Source organism: Reyranella sp. (genome assembly GCF_965249915.1).
Lineage (GTDB): Bacteria > Pseudomonadota > Alphaproteobacteria > Reyranellales > Reyranellaceae > Reyranella.
The window spans coordinates 4476327-4495608 of the sequence record NZ_OZ252257.1; the positions used below are offsets into that span (position 1 = coordinate 4476327).

Sequence of the window (19282 nt, forward strand, 5' to 3'; positions counted from 1 at the left end):
ATTCCTACCCTGCAGAGGTCTGGATCGTGTCGTGGCGGCTCACCGAGATCAACAGATTGCCGAGCCCGTCCTGCCGGACCGTGTCGCCCGGTTCGACGACGGTTGTGCAATCGAGCTGTTCGAGGATTGCCGGGCCCTCCAACGTGGCATCGAGCGGCAGCTTCTCGCGGGCATAGACCGGCGTCTCGTGCCAGCCGTCGCTGAACCAGACGCGGCGGGTGCCGAGCTTCGCGGCCGCGAGCGTCGGCGCGCGCTCGGTGGCGGCCAGCGCGGCCAGCGAGATTTCCGGCCGCACGCCGATCACGGCGGTGTGCAGGTTGACGAGCACCGGCGGAATCTCCGGCAGCTCGATGCCGAAGCGGCGGAAGTAGGCCGCCGCAAAAGCCTTGTTCAGACCGGCGACTCCGATGTCGGCACTGTCGACGCCGACCGACAGGATATGGCTCTGCCCCTGGAACTGCATGTCGGCCGAGAGCACGCGGCGCAGCTCGCGCACCGGCACGCCCTCGCGCGCGATCGTGGCCTCGCCTTCGCTCGCCTGCTCGGCATAGATGCGCGCCACCGTGGCGTCGTCGACCGCGGACAGCGGCTTGTTCACCGTGCGCACATAGTCGTGGCGCAGGTCGGCCACGACGCAGCCCAGCGCATTGGTGATACCGGGTCGCACCGGCACCAGCACGGTCGGAATGCCGAGTTCGCGCGCCAGCGCGGTCGCGTGCAGCGGACCGGCGCCACCGAAGGCGAACAGTGCGAAGTCGCGCGGATCGTGGCCGCGCGACAGCGACACGAGGCGCACCGCGCCGGCCATGCGGTCGTTGGCGATGCGCAGGATCGCGGCGGCCGCTGACTCGGCATCGAGGCCGAGTCGCTTCCCCACCTTTTCCAGAACCAGCCCGCGCACATGATCGAGCGTTACGGGATGATCGACGCCCAGAAGCTTGTCGGGATTGAGCCGGCCCAGCACCAGGTTGGCGTCGGTGATCGTGGGCTCTGAACCGCCGCGGCCGTAACAGATCGGACCGGGCCGCGCACCGGCGCTCTCCGGTCCGACCCGCAGCATGCCCGCCGCATCGACCGAGGCGATGGAGCCACCGCCGGCACCAATCGTGTGCACGTCGACCATCGGCACGTGGATCGGCATCGCATATTCGAGTTCGAGCTCGCCCGAGACCTGCGGCACGGCATTCTCGATCAGCCCGACATCGGTCGAGGTGCCGCCCATGTCGTAGGTGATCAGGTTGGGATGGCCCGAAGCGCGGCCGGTATAGGCGGCTGCCATCACGCCCGAGGCCGGGCCGGACATCACCGTGTTCACCGCCGCCTCGGCGATGAGCTGCGAGGAAATCGTGCCGCCATTGCCCTGCATCACCAGCAGGTCGCGGTCGTAGCCCTTGGCCTTCAGCTCCGTGCGCAGACGCGACAGGTAACGGTCGAGCACCGGCTGCACCGAAGCATTCACTGCCGCCGTCACGCCGCGCTCGTACTCGCGATACTCCGACAGGATGGCGTGGCCCGCCGTGACATAGGCATTCGGCCACAGGCCGCGCACGATCTCGGCGGCGCGGCGCTCGTGCGCCGGGTTGATGTAGCTGTGCAGGAAATGGATGACGACGGCCTCGCAGCCCGCCGCCAGCAGCGCCTTCGCGGCCCCGGCGACCGCAGCCTCGTCGAGTGCCGTCAGCACCTTGCCGTCGGCGTCCATGCGCTCGGGCACTTCGAGCCGCACCTCGCGGTCGATCAGCGGCGTGAAGGTGCCGCGCAAGCCGTAAGCCTGAGGGCGCGTGCGACGGCCCAGCTCCAGCACGTCGCGGAAGCCCTTCGTTGTGATCAGCCCGACCTTGGCGATCTTGCGTTCGAGCACCGCATTGGTGGTCGTCGTCGTGCCGTGCACTACGGCCTGCAGCAGCGCGGGATCGAGCCCCGCCGCCGCCAGCGCCGCCATGAAGCCGATCGCCTGGTTGTCGACGGTGGTCGGCACCTTGGCGAGCTTCACCTCGTTGGTGGCCGGATCGATCGCCAGCAGGTCGGTGAAGGTGCCGCCGACATCGATGCCGACGGTGAAACTGCTCTTGGACGCCATGGGGTCAAACCGAAAGATATTGTTCACGGAGGGAGTCGTTGGCGGCCAGCTCGGCCATCGAGCCGCCGAAGCGGATCTGGCCCTTCTCGATGATGTAGGCGCGGTCGGCCACGCCCAGCGCGAAATGCAGGTTCTGCTCGCACAGGATCACCGACACGCCCTCGCCCTTCAGCGCCCGGATGGAATTGGCCATCTCCTCGATGATGATCGGGGCCAGCCCTTCCGACGGCTCGTCGAGCAGGACGCAGCTGGGATTGCCCATCAGGGTACGGGCGATGGTGAGCATCTGTTGCTCGCCGCCGGACATGCGCCCGCCCGGCCGCTCGCGCATGCGGGCGAGGTTGGGAAACAGCGCGAAGAGCTTGTCTTCCGTCCAGGTGGGGACACCAGCCCGCGCCGCCTGGCGGCCGACTTCGAGATTCTCCATCACCGACAGTTCGGTGAAGATGCGCCGCTCCTCGGGCACGTACCCCAGGCCGAGCCTCGCGATCCGGTAGGGCGCCAGGCGCTCGATGCGCTGGCCGGCGAAGCTCACCTCGCCGCGCGCCGGCGGCACCAGCCCCATGATCGCCTTCATCGCCGTCGACTTGCCCGCGCCGTTGCGGCCGAGCAGCGCCACGACCTCGCCGGCGCGCACCTCCAGCGAGATTCCGTGCAGGATATGGGCGCGGCCATAGAAGGCATGCAGGTCCTTGACCTCGAGCATCGGCGACGCGGTCAATGCGCGCTCCCGAGATAGACCGCGCGCACGTTGGGGTTGGCCCGGACTTCCGGCGGCGTGCCGCCGGCGATGAGGACGCCGCGGTCGAGCACGATGATGCGATCGGCCTGGGTGAAGACCACGTCCATGTCGTGCTCGGTGAACAGGACCGCAATGTTGCGAGCCTTCGCCAGCCGTGCCGTCAGCTCCATCAGAGCGACGCGCTCCTTGGGCGCCATGCCGGCGGTCGGCTCGTCCATCAGCAGCAGGCGCGGTTGGTTGGCCAGCGCGATGGCGAGTTCGACCCGCTTCAGGTCGCCATAGGCCAGCACGCCGCAGGTCCGCTCCGCCTGGTCGAGCATGCCGACTTGGTCGAGCAGCGCATCGGCTTCGGCAGCGAACGCCGCACCAAAGCGCGACAGCAGCGAACGCAGCCGGCCGGCATGCGAATAGAGCGCCATCTGCACGTTCTCGCGGACACTGAGCGAGGCGAAGGTGGCGGTGATCTGGAAGGTGCGGCCGACGCCCAGCCGCCAGATGGCGCGCGGACGCAGGCCGACGATGTCGCGGCCTTCGAGGCGTACGATTCCGGAGTCGGGCGTGAGCTGGCCGTTCAGCATGTTGAAGCAGGTGCTCTTGCCCGCCCCGTTCGGCCCGATCAGCGCCAGCATCTCGCCGGCCGACACGGCGAAGGACACGTCGGCCACGGCCTGGACACCGCCGAACGCCTTGTGCAGCCCTTCGACCTGGAGAATCGCGTGGCTCATGCCCGCTGCTCCCGCCAGCGCGCGACCAGCGCCTTCAGGCCGCCCACGAGTCCTTGCGGGAACAGCAGCACGATCAGCAGGATCACGCCGCCCATCACGGCGCGCCAGAATTCGGTGTTGCGGGCCACCACGTCGCGCAGCCAGGTGAAGATCGCCGCGCCGACCACCGGGCCGGTGAGCGTCTCGACGCCACCCAGCAGCACCATGATCAACCCGTCGGTCGACTGCGCGATCGAGATGCTGGAGGGCGAGATGCTGCCCTTCGAGAAGGCGTAGACCGCGCCCGCGAGGCCGGCCAGCGCACCGACCAGCACGAAGGCCGCCCATTGGAATCCGCGCAGGTCGATGCCGATCGCCTCGGCGCGCAGCGGCGAATCGCGGCCGGCCCGCAGGGCATAGCCGAAGGGCGAGAACAGCACGCGCCACAGGAACACGATGCCGGCGCCGCACAGGACGAGCGCCAGATAGTAGTAGGCGGTCTTGCCGGCCAGCCAGGCGGGCGGCCAGATGCCGAACACGCCGTTGCTGCCGCCGGTGACGGAATCCCACTGATACACGATCGACCAGCTGATCTGCGCGAAGGCCAAGGTCAGCATGGCGAGATAGACGCCCGACAGGCGCACGCAGAACCAGCCGTAGACGATGGCGAACAGGCCGGCGACCAGCGGCGCCAGCAGGAGCGCGGCTTCCATCGGCAGGCCGAAGCGCTTCATCAGCAGGCCCGCCGCATAGGCGCCGATGCCGAAATAGGCGGCGTGGCCGAACGAGACCATGCCGGCCGGCCCCATGATGAAATGCAGCGAGACCGAGAACAGTGCGAAGCAGACGATGTCGGTCAGCAGGATCGTGGTGTAGCGGTCGGCGACCAACGGCACGAGGGCGAGCAGCCCCAGCCAGACCAGCGCGAAGGTCCAGGACGGCACCTGCAGCCGGGGCGCCGGCTCGGCCGCCCGCTGCGCGGCCTGCGGCTTGCCCAGCAGCCCGTAGGGCCGCACGACCAGCACCAAAGCCATGATCAGGAACTCGACCACCAGGGTGAGCTTGGAGAAGGACACCTCGAAGCCGAACCAGGTCATCGTGCCGATGCCGATGCAGAAGGCCTTGGCGACGCCGATGATGATGGCGGCCAGGAAGGCGCCGCCGATGCTGCCCAGCCCGCCCACCACCGTCACCACGAAGGCGTCGGCGATGATGGCGAGGTCGAGTTCGAGATTGGCCGGCTCGCGCGGGATCTGCAGCGCGCCGCCCAGGCCCGCCAGCACCGAGCCCACGAAGAAGACCGAGGTGAAGAGCTTGGCCTGGTCGACACCCAGCGCCCCCACCATCTCGCGATCCTGGGTCGCCGCCCGCACCAGCGCGCCCCAGCGCGTGCGCGTCAGCAGCAGCCAGACGAGCCCCAGCACAATGGGGCCGATGGCGATCAGCAGCAGGTCGTAGGCCGGAATCCGCCGCCCCATGATCTCGACCGCCATCGACAGGCCCGGCGCGCGCGGGCCGACCAGATCCTCGGCGCCCCAGGTGAAGAGCGCGATGTCCTTGATGACCAGCACGACCGCGAAGGTCGCCAGCAACTGGAACAGCTCGGGCGCGCGATAGATACGCCGCAGGACCAGCACCTCGATCAGGATGCCGACAAGGCCGACCGCCAGCGCCGACAGCACGACGGCGCCCCAGAAGCCGAGCGGCGTGCGGCCAAAGAACTCGATCAGCGAATAGGCGCCGTAGAGCCCCAGCATGTAGAGCGAGCCGTGCGCGAAATTCACGATCCGCGTGACGCCGAAGATCAGCGACAGGCCGGCCGACACCAGGAACAGCGACGCCGCCGCCGCCAGCCCGTTCAGCAGCTGGATGAGGATGGAAGCGAGTGTCACGGCTTAGATCGTCGTCTCGACCGAAGCGCGAAGCGCGGAGCGGAGAGACCTCGCCTGCATCAGGCGAGATCCCTCGACTTCGCTCGGGATGACGGTGACTGCGTCACCGTCAGTTCTTCGGCCGCATCTTCTGGACGTCGGCGTCGCTCGGTAGGGCGTCCTTGCCGTCGACGAAGCGCCAGTTCTTCATATAGCCCTTGCCGTCCTTCACGCCGATCTGACCGACATAGGCGCCCATGGTCGACTGATGATCGATGGGCCGGTACTCGATCATGCCGAACGGCGTGATCAGCTTCAGGCCGCTCATCGCCGCGACCAGCTTCTCCTGGTCGAGCGAGCCCGCCTTCTTGATCGCCTCGGCCGCTGACATCACCGTCGCATAGCCGACCACCGAACCCAGCCGCGGATAGTCCTTGAACTTGGCCTGGTAGGCGTTGAGGAACTTGGTGTGCTCGGGCGTCTTGAGCTCGCTCCACGGATAGCCGGTGACGTACCAGCCCTCGGGCGATTCCTCCTTCAGCGGATCGAGATATTCCGGCTCGCCGGCCAGCAGGTTGAAGACCTCGACGCCCTTGAACAGGCCGCGGGTCTGGCCTTCGCGGACGAACTTCGCGAGGTCGGGACCGAACAGCGAGGAGAAGATCGCATCGGGCTTGGCGTCGGCCAGGGCCTGCGCCACGGCGCCGGCATCGATCTTGCCCAGCGGCGGCGCCTGCTCGGCCACGAACTCGACGTCGGGCTGCTTCTCCTTCAGCAGCTTCTTGAAGGCGGCGGTCGCCGACTGACCGTACTCATAGTTCGGATAGACGATCGCCCAGCGCTTCTTGTTCAGCTTGACGGCGTCGGGAATGAGCATCGCCGTCTGCATGTAGGTCGAGGTGCGCAGGCGGAACGTATAGGCGTTGCCCTGGTCCCAGACGATCTTGTCGGTCAGCGGCTCGGCGGCGATGAACAGAACCTTGCGCTGCTTGGCGAAATCGGCGACCGCCAGGCCAACGTTCGACGGGAAGGTGCCGATCAGGAACGACGCACCCTCGCGGCTCAGCAGTTCCTCGGCGACGCGCACGGCATCTCCGGGATTGCCGTTGTCGTCGCGGCTCACCACCTCGATCTTGCGGCCCAGCACGCCGCCGGCGGCATTGACCTCCTCGACCGCCAGCTCGATGCCCTTCTTGTAGGGTTCGAGGAAGGCCGGGAAGACCTTGTAGCTGTTGAGCTCGCCGATCTTGATCGGCGCCTGCGCGGCGGCCGGTCCGACGAGCGACAGCGCCACGAGCGCGGCGGTGCCGGCGAGCAGGCGATTGCGGGTCAGCATGACATCCCCCTCCTGAATAAGTGAAACATTCCCTGTGAACCGACCCTAGCGAGGCCGGCCCCTCTCCCACAAGCGCTCAGTCGGCAAAGCTCGACCGTGCCTGTATTCCCCAATGCCCATCCTGAAGCGTCACGATGTAGATCGTCTCGAAGACGCCGAGCAGCGAACCGTCCTCGCGCCAGCGGCTGAACTTCACCTTGAGATGGACCTTGTCGCGGCCGACATGGATCGGCGTGCGCTCGTCCCACGTGCTGTGATGCCAGCCGTCGCCGGCGCGGGCGACGAAATCGCCCAGCTTGTAGTCGCCACGGTTCGGCCAGACGACGACCTTGCCGCCGGCCAGCCGGACATGCGGGAAGTTGCAGGCGGCGTTGACCGCCGGCTCGTCATGGCGATTGAGGCCGCCGATATAGTCGTCCATCACCTTCAGGGCCGACGACAGGGCGTCCTCATTCATCGCTGGCCGTCCCCGAGCTTGATTCCGTCCGGCGTCAGCCCGCCGACCCTGGCATGGGGCCGACCGCCGATCGCGGCGGCGACGATGAACACGATCTCGTCCGGACGCGGCCCGTCGGGCACGCAGAATTCGATGGCGTCGAAATGGCTGCGCACATAGGCCGCCGTGACGTGATGCAGCGGAATGTCGATGCGCGCCCCGGCGGTCGCGACCTTCACGGTCGAGGGCACGATCGACTTGGCGCCGCCCATCGCATGGCGGATGCCGAAGCCGCTGGGCTGGTGCCACAGGGCGGCATGTTCCAGCTCGCCGTTCAGGCCGACGATGGCGCCCTTGCCATAGGCTTCCAGCTCGGAGCCCTTGGCGCCAAGGATCTTCATCACCCGCTCGGTGAGATCGACCGCGAGCGGCTCCAGCGCCTTCATCATCGGCTGGATGTCGGCCACGTGGCGGCCGGCATAGGGATTGGCAATGACGCCGCCGACCACCGCCTTGGTCGCCGGGCGCGCCAGCGCCGGCCCGAAGTCGTGGAGCGTCTCCTCGACCGTCGCCACGTATTTCCGCACTTTCACCAGATCGCTCATCCCGCCTCCGACAGAGCAAGCGGCGTGCCGCCTGTCTCGATTCGCCATTGTCCTTCGAGTGACAGCGCCGCGCTATCGATCAGGCCGCACAGCCTGAGCCGCCGCGCTTCCATCAGGCCGCGGGCAAGGGCTGCCTCGACGATCTCCGGCGGCACGTCGCCGACCGCGACCGTCACGGGCAGCTCGCCGAGATCGCTGTCCGGATCGAGCTCACGGGCGGGCCGGCGCTCGATGGAAGAATGATCGGCATTCACTTCGTTGGCGATCATGGTCGCCGCGGCATCGGCCGCCGCCGCCGTGGCGGCGAGCACGGTCACGGACTCTGCGATGCCCAGCGAGAAGGAGCGTCCGCCCCGGCCCGAGGTCGCGATGCCACGCACCGGCCGTTCGTGCGTCAAAAGTGCCACACCGTCGAGGGCTTGCGCGAAAATGCCGGCGCGCAGGGACTGGCCCGGCGCCAGATGGATCGCGATGTCGCCGCCATCGTTCACATAGGCCTTGTCGAGCGTGCGGCTCCAGACCAGCGCCTGCAGCATCTCGTCGGCGACGGCGCCGGCAACGGCGGCCATCGGCGTGATGTAGCGAGCGCGATGCGGCCACACGGCCTCGGCCATGCGGCGCGCCACCGGCCCCTGCAGCAGCGGATAAGCCTCCCCGACCGGCCGGCGCAGCAAGGTCAGCTCGCCGACCAGGGTCGGCAGGATGTCGCCGAAGCGATCGATGGCCTGCGCATAAGCCCGCTCGACTTCGTCCGCCGCGCCGAAGGCTTCGACGATGAGATCGATCGGCCCGTGCTGCAGATGCAGCCGTCCGTCGGCGAAACGGGCGGCGACGGCGCTCATTCGATCCGCACCTTGTGGTGGGCCAGCACGTCTTCCAGCGTGACCGCGCGCGACGCGTAGCCCCCCAGCGCCGCATAATCGTCGGCGCGCAGGGTGAATTCGATGGGCGCGACCAGCGCCGGCGTCGGCACATAACCGAAGGATTTCTCCGGCATGCGCGCCACGTCGACCATCAGAGTGATGCCACCACCCGGCCAGATGAAGGCCGGCACGCCGCCCAGCGTGACCTTGGTGAGCGTGTCGCGCACCGAGCGTGTGAGCCGCACCGGGTTCTCGGTGACGCCGGCGCGCAGCGAACCGCCGGCGCCGGCCATGAACAGGACGGTGCAGAGCGCGGGCTCGCAATTCTCGGCGATGCGTTCCACGACGTGACGCACCGGCGCGGGCATCTCGGCGGGCTGCGGTTTCAAGTCACCGTCCAGCGTGAACCAGGCCGAATGCTCGCCGGTCGTGGAGACCATCAGCAGCTTGAGCCCAGGCCAGGCCTGCTTGGGATCGATCTTCTCGATGATCTCGAGCGGGTCGCTGACATTCGTGCCGCCCCAGCCCATCCCCGGCTCGGCCACCTGGAAGTAGCGGCCCGGCGTCGAACGCCGGCCGCGCACGCGGATGCCGGCCGGCTTCATGTCGAGGAAGACGCCGCCCTGGTGCTCGCTCAGCACGCCGGTGATGTGGTCGTCGACCACGATCACCTCGTCGACATGGTCCTTCCATTGCGGCGCGAACATGCCGATCGCCGCCGAGCCGCAGCCGACCCGCATGCGCTCCTCGAGGGTGCCGTTCACCACCGGCGGCCGGTCGGCCTGCACGATCACGGTCGAGCCGCCGTCGATGGTGAGTTCGACGGCTTCGCGATTGCACAGCGCCAGCAGCGTGTCGCAGGTGACGACGCCTTCTTTCTTGCTGCCGCCGGTGAGATGGTGGACGCCGCCCAGCGACAGCATCTGCGAGCCGTACTCGGCCGTTGTGACGTGGCCCACGGCCTCGCCCTTCACCCGCACCGCGGCCTGCTCGGGCCCGAGATAGCGGTCGGTGTCGATCTTCACCTTGACGCCGCAGTAGCTGAAGATCCCCTCGGTCACGACCGTGACCATGTCGACGCCGTCCTGCTTCGAGGAGACGATGAAGGGCGCGGGCTTGTAGTCGGGATAGGTGGTGGTGGCGCCGATGCCGGTGACGAAGGCGCCTTCCCCTTTGCCCAGCTCGCCACGCCAGCCTTCGCTGCCTTCGATGAAGGCGACGCGCGCGAGATCGGGCTTGGCCAGCAGGACCAGCGGATCGACCCGCACCAGCGCGCCGTTCTCGTTGGCATAACGATCGCAGGCGCCGGCGCGGCCGGGACGGATGCGGCATAGGACGGGACAGGCGTCGCAGCGCACGATGCCGGCGCTGCGTTCGGCCTCCGAGAGCGAGATATCGTCGCTCATGGCAGCTTTCCCTTGAGTGAGACGATGGCCTCGCGCAGGCGGTGCGGCAGCAGCGGGACGCGGCGGGCGCGCACGCCGGTCGCGTGATGGACCGCGCCGAGGATGGCCGGAGGCGTCGGCACCAGCGCCGGCTCGCCGATTCCCTTGGCGCCCGAGGGACCGAGCGGCTCGCGATCCTCGATCAGCAGGCACTCGATCTCGGGCACGTCGCCCACGGTCGGGATGAGATAGTCGTGCAGGTTCTCGGTGCGGCCGGGCAGATATTCCTCCATCAGCGCGAGGCCCAGCCCCTGCGCCACGCCGCCCTGGATCTGTCCTTCGACCAGGGTCGGATTGATGGCGCAACCGACATCGTGCGCCGCCACGATGCGCAGGACCTTGACCGTGCCCAGCTCGATATCGACTTCGACCTCGGCCAGCTGCGCGGCGAAGGCATAGGTCGCATAGGGCACGCCCTGCCCGTCGGCATCGAGCGGCGTGGTCGGCGGATCGAAGGTGCCCTCGCCCATCAGCGCCCCTGTCGTGGCGAGATCGATCGTCCGCACCTCGTCGCCATCGCGCACCGAGAGCGTCGCGCCCTCAAGCGACAGGACCGCGTCGGGACCGGCATTGGCCAGCCGCAGGATCTGCTGGCGCAGATCCTGCCCGGCTTTTTCGGCGGCCTTGCCCGACACGAAGGTCTGGCGCGAGGCCGAGGTCTTGCCGGCATCGGCGGTGAGATCGGTGTCGCCCGTCACCAGCTTGAATTGCTCGGCGGGGAGACCGACCGCATCGGCGGCGATCTGCACCATGATGGTGTTGCTGCCCTGGCCGATGTCGAGCGCGCCGCTGTAGAGCGTCAAGGTGCCGCCGGGCGACAGACCCACGCGCATGCGCGAGGGGTTCGACATCGAGGTGTTGCCGATTCCGTACCACATGCAGCCGATGCCGATGCCGCGGCGGTACGAGCCGCCCCTCTCGTTGAAAGCGGCGATTTCCTCGTGCGCCTTTCGCCAATGCGGCCGCAGCGCGTCGAGACACTGTGCGAGGCCGGCGGAATGGGCGAGCGTCTGGCCGGTCGCGGTCGTGTCGCCGGCGCGCAAGGCATTGCGATGTCGGAACTCCAGCCGATCGATGCCGAGCCTGTCGGCGAGTTCGTCCATCATCGCTTCATGGGCGATGGCCGCCTGCGGTACGCCGAAGCCGCGGAAGGCGCCGGCCGGCGGTCCGTTGGTGAAATAGGCTTCGCCCCAGGTCCGCACGTTGGGAATGGCATAGGGCCCCATCGCATGCACCGGCACGCGGTTGGCGACGGTTGGGCCCCAGGAGGCATAGGCGCCGGTGTCGAACAGGGCGGTCACGTCGCAGGCCAGCAATTTGCCCTCGGCATCGCAGCCGAACCGCGCCGTCACCCGCGCCGGGTGACGCTTGGTGCTGGCAGCCATGCTTTCGGGCCGCGTGTAGGCCAAAGCCACGGGCCGCTTCAGCTTCCACGCCGCGATGCAAATCAGCGGCTGAACAGAAAGGTCGAGCTTGCCGCCGAAGCCGCCGCCGCAGGCGGTCGGCACGATGCGCACCGCCTCGGGCTTCAGCCGCATCAGGTTGGCGATCTCGTCACGGTCCATGTAGGGCGTCTGGGTGGTGGCGTGGATCTCGATCCGGTCGCCGACCCGGCGCGCCCAGCCGGCCTCGGGCTCGACATAGGCGTGCTCGACGAACGCCGTCTCGAACGTGCCTTCGGCCGCGGCCGCACAGGCTTCGAATCCGGCGGCCACGTCGCCGCGCTTCACCCCGCCCTTCAGCAGCAGGTTGCCCGGCCTGTCGGCCTGCACCAGCGGCGCATCTTCCGCCATCGCGGCATCGACGCCGAACAAAGGCGGCTCGGGCCTCCAGGTGATCGGCACCTCGTCGTCGCGGATCGCCAGCACCTCGGCGCGCTCGCCGACCAATGCGACGACCGCCTCGCCGCGATAGCGGACATGCCCGTCCGCCAGCACCGGCTGATCCTTGATGTCGGGATAGATGCCGTAGCCGTTGAACGGCACGTCCGCGGCCGTCAGCACTGCGGTGAGGCGGCGCCGCAGCGGCTCGAGATCGCCCAGCTCGAAGCGCGCCCGCGCGTGCGGCGAGCGCACCACGCGGATCCACAGCGCGTCAGCGGGAATGCCATCGGCGCCGAACACGTCGCGCCCCGTCACCTTGGCCGGACCATCGACCCGGACGATACGGGCGCCGACGGCCTCGCCGGCGAGCGGCGCGGTCGCCGGCGCCGGGGCGACGACATCCATTACCGCATCGACGATCTTGCCGTAGCCGGTGCAGCGGCAGAGCACGCCGCCCAGGAAATCCTCGACCTCTGCACGGGTCGGCTTGCTGTTCCGTCGCACCAGCTCCTGCGCCGCCATCAGCATGCCGGGCGTGCAGATGCCGCACTGGGCCGCGCCATGATCGAGAAACGATTGCTGGAGCGCGGCCATCGAATCTTCGCCGGCCGACAGACCTTCGACGGTCTCGACGCTGCGGCCCTCGACCTGCCCCATGGCGACGAGGCAGGAACAGACCTGGCGTCCGTCCAACAGCACGGTGCAGGCGCCGCAATCGCCGGCGTCGCAGCCGATCTTCGTGCCGGTGAGACCGAGATCGTCGCGCAAAGCCGCCGCGAGTCGCGTGACCGGCGCGCCGTCCCAGCTCACCTCGCGACCGTTGAGGGTGAAATCGAGCTTCATGCCGAGACCTTCGCCAAGAGCCGCCGCAGCAGGACCAAAGACACATCGCCGCGATACGCCGCGCTGCCCCTGATATCGTCGATCGGCGACAAGGGCGCGAGATGGGACGGCTCGACCCGTTCGCCGAGCGTCGCGTCGAACGAGGCACCGATCAGCGCTTGCTCCAGCAGCGGCAGACGCTGCGCCACCGGCGAACAGGCGCCGACGGCGACGCGGGCCGCGCTGACCTTACCGTCCTCGACTTCGACCAAGGTCGAGGCCATGGCGATCGAGATCACGAGGTAGCGCCGTGCGCCCAGCTTCAGGAACGCACTCCGCGCGGCATGCTTCGGACGCGGCACGTGCAGCGCCACCACAAGTTCGCCGGGCTGCCGCGCCGTCTTGCGCACGCCGGTGATGAAGGACGCGAGCGGCAGGCGGCGTGTGCCATCCCGGCTCGCCAGCTCCACTTCGGCATCGAGCGCCAGCAAGGCCGGCACGCCATCGGCGGCCGGCGAGGCGTTGCAGATATTTCCCGCGATCGTACCGCTGTTCTGAATCTGCCGGCCGCCGACCTCGCGCGCCGCCTGTTTCAGACCGTCGAACAGGGGCGGCAACGGCGCTTCGACCAGCTCGCTCCAGGTCGTCGTGGCGCCCAGCCGCCAGCCGGTCTCGGTCTCGGAAATCCCGCGCAGGGTCGCGATTCCTGCAATGTCGAGAATGTCTTCGGTGACGGCGCGTCCAACGCGCGCGGGATAGAAGTCGGTACCGCCGGCCAGCACAGTGAAAGGCCGGGTCAGTGCCTGGAGTGCCTCTTCAAGGCCTCGGGGTCGGAGATAGGCGCCCATATCGTTCGTGTACGTACGATGACACAGGCCACGTGCGAGTCAAACGAATGAGTCGGATTCAGATGATTCGCGACAGAAGATCGAGAAGCTGCTTCTGTTCCTGAGGATTGAGCGGCTTCAGCGTCTCGCGCGAGACGGCCGGCCCGTTGAGCAGCAGCCTGTTCACCAGCTTCTGGCCTTCCGTCGTCAGGCTGAGCAGGGTACGGCGCGCGTCGCCGGGGTCGGGCCGCGAATCGACGAGACCGCGTTCCTTCAGCCGCCGCACCACGCCCTGCATGGTGGCCTTGTCCATGCCGACGAGACGGCCGAGAAGATTCTGCGACAGCTCGGTGTATTCGTCGAGCTTCGCCAGGCTCGAATACTGGGTCGGCGTGATGTTGGGATCGCCGATACCGACCTGGAAGATCGCGCTGGCACGCTGGTGGGCGCGCCTCAGCAGGTAGCCGATCTGGTCTTCGATGCGATAAGGCCTGGAGGCCGCGCTGCTCGAGGCCGCCTTAGGCTCGTGCTGCTTCTTTGCAACGTTGCTTCGCATCGCCCCCCCGGCTCGCTGTCCCTTGGCTACACTGCCGCGGCTCGTCGCACAACGGTCACATGTGCCTCTTTGTCCGAGTGTGGAAATGGGGGAATTTCCGCGCCGCCTGCAACCGGATGTTCCCGTGAACGAGGAGTCCTTCACGGTCACCGGGCATTATCCCAACGGCTTCAATGATTTCCGTCCGCATTCTGCGGCGCAATGGCAGCAACGATGACGCGCGGGCGAGGCGGTGGCAGTGTGACCGCACACCATTCACAACAAGGAAGTAAAAATGCCCGGCGCGCTCGAAGGCATCAGGATCGTCGACCTCACCAACATCATCCTCGGCCCCTACGGCACGATGCTGCTGGCCGACCAGGGCGCCGACGTCATCAAGGTCGAGGCACCGGAAGGCGATGCGGTGCGTCACATCGGCAAGCCCGGCAAGACACCCGGCATGGGGCCGACCTATCTCTACGTCAATCGCAACAAGCGCTCGCTCTGCCTCGATCTCAAGAACAAGGACGCGCGCGCTGCCCTGCTCAAGGTGGTCGCGACGGCCGATGCCTTCGTCCACGCGTTGCGGCCTCAGGCCATCGAAGCTCTGGGCCTGGGCTACGAAGAGATCCGCAAGGTGAAGCCCGACATCGTCTATGTCGGCGCCTATGGCTATTCGGCGGACGGTCCTTACGGAAAACTGCCGGCTTACGACGATGCCATCCAGGCCCGCTTCGGCATCGCCGACCTGATGGGCCGCGCGGCGGGCGACGACGTCCCGCGCTATCCGCCGACCATCATCGCCGACAAGACGGTGGGCCTCACCTTCGCCTTCTCGACTCTTTCGGCCTTGATGCATCGTCAACGCACCGGCGAGGGCCAGTTCGTCGAGGTCCCGATGTTCGAGACCATGTCGGCCTGGCTGATGGTCGAGCATCTGTGGGAGCGGACCTTCAGCGACGAGGGCGAGGTCGGCTACACCCGCCTGCTTGCCCGCACCCGCAAGCCCTATCGCACCCTGGACGGCTGGATGGCGATCCTGCCTTACAACGACAAGCACTGGCGCAACTTCTTCGAGCTGGTCGGCCGGTCCGAGGTGCTGCAGGACCCGCGCTACTCGACCATCAATGCCCGCTCGATGCATATCGGCGACATGTACGCGATGGTCGAGGCGATCGCGCCCTCGAAGACCACCGGCGAGTGGGTGAAGCTGCTCGACCAGGCGCAGATTCCCAATGCCCCGGTGTCGAAGCCGGCCGACCTGTTCGAGGACCCGCACCTCGTCTGGCGCAAGCTCTTCAAGAAGTATCCGCATCCGTCGGAGGGCGAGATCATGATGGTCGAACCGCCGATGACCATGAGCAGGACACCGCCGTCCATCCGCACCATGGCCCCGCTGCAGGGACAGGACTCGCGCGCGGTTCTCGCGGAGGCCGGTGTCGGTGCCGAGGAGATCGAGGCGCTGAAGAAGTCGGGCGCGCTTATCGAGCCGTAGCGTCGACCGCCATTTCCACGGCAAGCTCGGCGGCGGCTAGATCCTCGAGCGCGGCGCCGACCGACTTGAACAGGGTGATCGACGTGGCGTCGCCGGCGGCGCGGCCGCTTCGTTCGCCGCGCGCCAGTTCGAACAGATCGGCGAGCACGGCCTCGCCGGTGATCGAACCGCTGGCGATCGCCTGCACGACATCGCCGCCTTCCTTCAACGCCCCGCCACGAGTGTCGACGTAGAGGCGGGCGCGCTGTACGGCCCGATCGTCGCTTTCCCGCATCTGCGGCGTGTAGGCGCCCACCAGGTCGACATGCTGGCCCGCGCGCAGCCAGTCGCCCTCGACCAGGGGCTCCTTCGAGAGCGTGGCGCAGGAGATGATGTCGGCGTCCTGGACTGCGGCGCGTCGGTCGCCGACGGCCCGCACGCTGACCGGTCGGCCGACCGCGACCGGCAGCGATGCCGACAGTCTAGCCGCGAGGAACTCGGCTTGAGTCGGCGTACGGCCCCAGATCATCACCTCGCGGATCGGCCGCACCTTGGCATGCACGCGGATCAGTTCGGGCGCCAGGGCGCCGGTCCCGATCATCAGCAGCCGCTCGGCATCGGGCCGCGACAGGTAGCTCGAGGCGAGGCCCGAGGCACAGGCGGTGCGCCGCTTGGTCAGCATCGTGCCGTCGAGCAGCGCCAGGGTGGCGCCGGTGCTGCCATCGAGCAGCAGATACTGGCCGTAGATCGAAGGCAGCGAGCGTTTGCCGTTGTCGGGGAATACGGTGACGATCTTGACCCCGACGCGGCCGGAGGCACCTCCCGGCTGGGCAGTCGTCCAGGCCGGCATCAGCAGCAGCATCGCATCGGACGATCCGGCGCCCAGGGGCTCCCGGATCGGATGATGATGCCGCACCGGCATCTCGCAGCCCGCCCGGAACAGGGCGTCGAGCCGGTCGATCAGGGCGAGGTCGTCCAGGGCGGCGTCGATCTCGGCCGCCGACAGAACCTTCACGAGAACGGGCCGCGCGTGGCCCGCGTGCCGAGTTCGGGGGCCACGAGGGCGCTCTGGCGCTCCAGGGCGCGCTGGTCGCGCGGCGCCGGGCCAACGGGCGCAGCCGGCTGTGCCGCCGACTGTGCGGCGCGCAGGCGGGCGACTTCGCGATCGAGCCGCGCGGCCTCGCCACCAGCCTCCCGGGCGCGACGGCGGTGATGCCGGCCGGCCCACCAGCCCATGCTGAGTCCTGCAAGGACCCCCAGCATCAGCATGGCGATGACCAGAAGATAGACCGGCATCACGATGATATGCGGCAACGGCCACAGCGCGAGCTGGACGGGCTGCGCGTTGCTGACCGCGACCAGGACGCCGATCAGGATGAAGAGCAGGAACAGGGCACGGGAGAGGATTTTCATGCGGCCCGGAGCATGCCACACCGCGCCCCCACGGCGCGAGGCAGACGATCGGCCCGCGACTATTTCACGAGGCTATTTCTTGTCGTCATCCGCCGGTTCGGGCGGCAGCAGGCCGGCGGCCCGCGCGGCCTCCCGGTTCAGCCGGTCGCGCAGATCCTTGCCGGTCTTGAAATAAGGGACGCGCTTGGAGGCGACGGAGACCTGCTCGCCCGTACGGGGATTGCGACCGGTGCGCGGATCGCGCTTCTTCACGGAGAACGCGCCGAAACCGCGCAGCTCGACCCGGTGACCGGATGCCAGAGCCTTGGAGATCTCGTCGAACACGGTCGCGACGATCCGCTCGACATCCCTCTGGTAGAGATGCGGATTCCGGGCCGCCAGGCGCGCAATCAGCTCGGACTTGGTCATCGCGTTTCCATGGCAGGCGCTTCAGGCCCAGAGAAATACCGGTAAGTCCTTGATATTAAACTGGATAACGGTGTCGTCAAGCCTAAGTCCTTGAAAGCAAAAGAAAAGGCCGACCCTTGCGGGTCGGCCTTGCCGTAAACCATGATGAAAACGGCTTACTTTTCGTCGTCGTCGGCCTCGGCCCGCTTCTTGAGAGCGGCGCCCAGGATGTCGCCCAGGCTGGCGCCCGAGTCGGACGAACCGAAGTCGGCCATCGCCTTCTTCTCCTCGTCGAGTTCACGCGCCTTGACCGACAGCACGACCCGGCGCGAGGCCTTGTCGATGTTGGTGATCTTGGCATCGAGCTTGTCGCCGATCGCGTAACGGTCGGGACGCTGCTCGGAGCGGTCGCGGCTGAGCTCCGTCTTGCGGATGAAGCCCGGGATGCCGTCCTGCACCGTGACGTCGATGCCGTTGTCCTGGATGCCGGCAACGATGACGGTGACCACGTCGCCCTTCTTGGCGACCGCGCCGACCTTCTCGAACGGATCGTTGGCCAGCTGCTTGATGCCGAGCGAGATGCGCTCCTTGTCCATGTCGACGTCGAGGACCTTGACCTTGACCTGGTCGCCCTTCTTGAAGTCGCGGATCGCCTCTTCGCCTGCCTTGTCCCAGCTCAGGTCGCTGAGATGGACCATGCCGTCGATGTCGCCGGGCAGGCCCACGAACAGGCCGAACTCGGTGATGTTGCGAACCTCGCCTTCGATCTCGGTACCGGCCGGGAACTTGTCGGCGAAGCTCTCCCACGGGTTGGCCATGCACTGCTTCAGGCCGAGCGAGATGCGACGCTTGGACATGTCGACGTCCAGCACCATCACTTCGACTTCCTGCGAGGTCGAGACGATCTTGCCGGGGTGCACGTTCTTCTTGGTCCAGCTCATTTCGGAGACGTGGACCAGACCCTCGACGCCCGGCTCCAGTTCGACGAACGCGCCGTAGTCGGTGATGTTGGTGACGCGGCCCTTGAGCTTGAGGCCGACCGGGTACTTGGCACCCGCGCCGTCCCACGGATCGCTCATCAGCTGCTTCATGCCGAGCGAGATACGCTGCGTCTCGGGGTTGAAGCGGACGACCTGCACCTTGACCTGCTGGCCGATGGTGAGGGCTTCCGACGGATGGTTGATGCGCTTCCAGGCGATGTCGGTGACATGGAGCAGGCCGTCGACGCCGCCCAGATCCACGAACGCGCCGTAGTCGGTGATGTTCTTGACGACGCCGTCGAGCACCTGGCCCTCCGACAGCGCGCCCATCAGGCGCGTGCGGTCCTCGGCGCGGGTCTCTTCCATGACGGCGCGGCGCGACACGACGATGTTGCCGCGGCGGCGGTCCATCTTGAGGATGGCGAACTGCTGGGCCTGGCCCATCAGCGGGCCGACATCGCGCACCGGGCGCACGTCGACCTGGCTGCCCGGCAGGAAGGCCACGGCGCCCGAGAGGTCGACCGTGAAGCCACCCTTCACGCGGCCGAAGATCGTGCCCATAACACGTTCCTGATCGGTGAAAGCCTTCTCGAGGACGGTCCAGGCCTCTTCGCGGCGAGCCTTGTCGCGCGAGAGGACGGCTTCGCCCTCCTTGTTCTCCATACGGTCGACGAAGATGTCGACGATGTCGCCTTCCTTGACCTCGGGGGCGCCGGCGCCACCGTTGGAGAACTCACGCAGTGCGACGCGGCCCTCGGACTTGAGGCCGACATCCACCACGACGAAATCGTTGGCAATGCGAATGACGCGGCCCTTGACGACCGTGCCTTCGAAGCTCGACGAACCGCCCAGCGATTCTTCGAGTAGTGCTGCGAACTCCGCGCTGGCGGCGTCGTTCGGGGTACGCAGGGCGCTGCCCTTAGCCATTCAGAACTCTCC

At 67.8% G+C, this 19282-nt stretch carries 17 protein-coding genes; 1 reads left to right on the plus strand and 16 read right to left on the minus strand.

Features of this window, described 5'->3' with window-relative positions; genetic code table 11:
• Positions 1 to 4 precede the first annotated feature (4 nt).
• From ACP15H_RS22140 to ACP15H_RS22195, 12 genes are all read right to left on the minus strand, one after another.
• Entirely contained in the window at positions 5 to 2080 is a 2076-nt protein-coding gene (locus ACP15H_RS22140; RefSeq protein ID WP_425068299.1) for a hydantoinase/oxoprolinase family protein, read from the minus strand.
• A 4-nt stretch (positions 2081 to 2084) separates the two neighbouring features.
• A complete protein-coding gene (locus tag ACP15H_RS22145) occupies positions 2085 to 2786 on the minus strand; it encodes an ABC transporter ATP-binding protein (protein ID WP_425069951.1) in 702 nt (233 codons plus the stop codon).
• Positions 2787 to 2797: 11 nt separating this feature from the next.
• Positions 2798 to 3547, minus strand: a complete 750-nt coding sequence (locus ACP15H_RS22150) for an ABC transporter ATP-binding protein (RefSeq protein ID WP_425068300.1) — start codon at positions 3545 to 3547, stop codon at positions 2798 to 2800.
• The gene (locus ACP15H_RS22155) at positions 3544 to 5418 is read right to left on the minus strand and encodes an ABC transporter permease (protein WP_425068301.1); all 1875 of its coding nucleotides are present in this window, start codon (positions 5416 to 5418) and stop codon (positions 3544 to 3546) included. Before ACP15H_RS22155 ends, ACP15H_RS22150 begins: the two co-directional genes overlap by 4 nt.
• 109 nt (positions 5419 to 5527) lie before the next feature.
• On the minus strand, positions 5528 to 6733 hold the full coding sequence (locus ACP15H_RS22160; protein ID WP_422008465.1) for an ABC transporter substrate-binding protein: 1206 nt from the start codon (positions 6731 to 6733) through the stop codon (positions 5528 to 5530).
• 76 nt (positions 6734 to 6809) lie between these two features.
• A complete protein-coding gene (locus ACP15H_RS22165; RefSeq protein ID WP_425068302.1) occupies positions 6810 to 7190 on the minus strand; it encodes a hypothetical protein in 381 nt (126 codons plus the stop codon).
• Positions 7187 to 7774: an amino acid synthesis family protein gene (locus ACP15H_RS22170; protein ID WP_425068303.1), complete on the minus strand. Its 588-nt coding sequence runs from the start codon at positions 7772 to 7774 to the stop codon at positions 7187 to 7189. The genes ACP15H_RS22165 and ACP15H_RS22170 overlap by 4 nt, the downstream gene beginning before the upstream one ends.
• Positions 7771 to 8616: a UPF0280 family protein gene (locus ACP15H_RS22175; protein ID WP_425068304.1), complete on the minus strand. Its 846-nt coding sequence runs from the start codon at positions 8614 to 8616 to the stop codon at positions 7771 to 7773. The genes ACP15H_RS22170 and ACP15H_RS22175 overlap by 4 nt, the downstream gene beginning before the upstream one ends.
• Positions 8613 to 10043, minus strand: coding sequence for a 6-hydroxynicotinate reductase (locus ACP15H_RS22180; protein ID WP_425068305.1), 1431 nt, complete (start codon positions 10041 to 10043; stop codon positions 8613 to 8615). The genes ACP15H_RS22175 and ACP15H_RS22180 overlap by 4 nt, the downstream gene beginning before the upstream one ends.
• Positions 10040 to 12748, minus strand: a complete 2709-nt coding sequence (locus ACP15H_RS22185) for a molybdopterin-dependent oxidoreductase (RefSeq protein ID WP_425068306.1) — start codon at positions 12746 to 12748, stop codon at positions 10040 to 10042. Before ACP15H_RS22185 ends, ACP15H_RS22180 begins: the two co-directional genes overlap by 4 nt.
• Positions 12745 to 13575 (minus strand): FAD binding domain-containing protein, encoded by an 831-nt coding sequence (locus ACP15H_RS22190; protein ID WP_425068307.1) that lies wholly within the window; start codon positions 13573 to 13575, stop codon positions 12745 to 12747. The genes ACP15H_RS22185 and ACP15H_RS22190 overlap by 4 nt, the downstream gene beginning before the upstream one ends.
• A gap of 58 nt (positions 13576 to 13633) precedes the next feature.
• A complete protein-coding gene (locus ACP15H_RS22195) occupies positions 13634 to 14110 on the minus strand; it encodes a MarR family winged helix-turn-helix transcriptional regulator (protein WP_425068308.1) in 477 nt (158 codons plus the stop codon).
• Between the two features lie 274 nt (positions 14111 to 14384).
• On the opposite strand from ACP15H_RS22195, the gene ACP15H_RS22200 reads away from it, so the two are divergent.
• Positions 14385 to 15584 carry a CaiB/BaiF CoA transferase family protein gene (locus ACP15H_RS22200; RefSeq protein WP_425068309.1) on the plus strand — a complete coding sequence of 400 codons (1200 nt, stop codon included), beginning with the start codon at positions 14385 to 14387 and terminating at the stop codon, positions 15582 to 15584.
• Here ACP15H_RS22200 and ACP15H_RS22205 read toward each other — a convergent pair.
• From ACP15H_RS22205 to rpsA, 4 genes are all read right to left on the minus strand, one after another.
• Positions 15571 to 16578, minus strand: a complete 1008-nt coding sequence (locus ACP15H_RS22205; protein WP_425068310.1) for an ornithine cyclodeaminase family protein — start codon at positions 16576 to 16578, stop codon at positions 15571 to 15573. The two genes, ACP15H_RS22200 and ACP15H_RS22205, sit on opposite strands and share 14 nt — an antisense overlap.
• Positions 16575 to 16976 (minus strand): lipopolysaccharide assembly protein LapA domain-containing protein, encoded by a 402-nt coding sequence (locus ACP15H_RS22210; protein ID WP_425068311.1) that lies wholly within the window; start codon positions 16974 to 16976, stop codon positions 16575 to 16577. The genes ACP15H_RS22205 and ACP15H_RS22210 overlap by 4 nt, the downstream gene beginning before the upstream one ends.
• Positions 16977 to 17048: 72 nt before the next feature.
• Entirely contained in the window at positions 17049 to 17384 is a 336-nt protein-coding gene (locus tag ACP15H_RS22215) for an integration host factor subunit beta (protein ID WP_425068312.1), read from the minus strand.
• A gap of 155 nt (positions 17385 to 17539) precedes the next feature.
• Positions 17540 to 19270: a 30S ribosomal protein S1 gene (gene rpsA, locus ACP15H_RS22220; protein WP_425068313.1), complete on the minus strand. Its 1731-nt coding sequence runs from the start codon at positions 19268 to 19270 to the stop codon at positions 17540 to 17542.
• Positions 19271 to 19282: the final 12 nt, after the last annotated feature.

Bases quoted from the DNA above. Each gene is read 5' to 3' on its own strand.
- ACP15H_RS22140 (WP_425068299.1), bottom strand. From the start codon at position 2,080: ATGGCGTCCAAGAGCAGTTTCACCGTCGGCATCGATGTCGGCGGCACC.
- ACP15H_RS22145 (WP_425069951.1), bottom strand. From the start codon at position 2,786: ATGCTCGAGGTCAAGGACCTGCATGCCTTCTATGGCCGCGCCCATATC.
- ACP15H_RS22150 (WP_425068300.1), bottom strand. From the start codon at position 3,547: ATGAGCCACGCGATTCTCCAGGTCGAAGGGCTGCACAAGGCGTTCGGC.
- ACP15H_RS22160 (WP_422008465.1), bottom strand. From the start codon at position 6,733: ATGCTGACCCGCAATCGCCTGCTCGCCGGCACCGCCGCGCTCGTGGCG.
- ACP15H_RS22165 (WP_425068302.1), bottom strand. From the start codon at position 7,190: ATGAATGAGGACGCCCTGTCGTCGGCCCTGAAGGTGATGGACGACTAT.
- ACP15H_RS22170 (WP_425068303.1), bottom strand. From the start codon at position 7,774: ATGAGCGATCTGGTGAAAGTGCGGAAATACGTGGCGACGGTCGAGGAG.
- ACP15H_RS22175 (WP_425068304.1), bottom strand. From the start codon at position 8,616: ATGAGCGCCGTCGCCGCCCGTTTCGCCGACGGACGGCTGCATCTGCAG.
- ACP15H_RS22180 (WP_425068305.1), bottom strand. From the start codon at position 10,043: ATGAGCGACGATATCTCGCTCTCGGAGGCCGAACGCAGCGCCGGCATC.
- ACP15H_RS22185 (WP_425068306.1), bottom strand. From the start codon at position 12,748: ATGAAGCTCGATTTCACCCTCAACGGTCGCGAGGTGAGCTGGGACGGC.
- ACP15H_RS22190 (WP_425068307.1), bottom strand. From the start codon at position 13,575: ATGGGCGCCTATCTCCGACCCCGAGGCCTTGAAGAGGCACTCCAGGCA.
- ACP15H_RS22195 (WP_425068308.1), bottom strand. From the start codon at position 14,110: ATGCGAAGCAACGTTGCAAAGAAGCAGCACGAGCCTAAGGCGGCCTCG.
- ACP15H_RS22200 (WP_425068309.1), top strand. From the start codon at position 14,385: ATGCCCGGCGCGCTCGAAGGCATCAGGATCGTCGACCTCACCAACATC.
- ACP15H_RS22210 (WP_425068311.1), bottom strand. From the start codon at position 16,976: ATGAAAATCCTCTCCCGTGCCCTGTTCCTGCTCTTCATCCTGATCGGC.
- ACP15H_RS22215 (WP_425068312.1), bottom strand. From the start codon at position 17,384: ATGACCAAGTCCGAGCTGATTGCGCGCCTGGCGGCCCGGAATCCGCAT.
- rpsA (WP_425068313.1), bottom strand. From the start codon at position 19,270: ATGGCTAAGGGCAGCGCCCTGCGTACCCCGAACGACGCCGCCAGCGCG.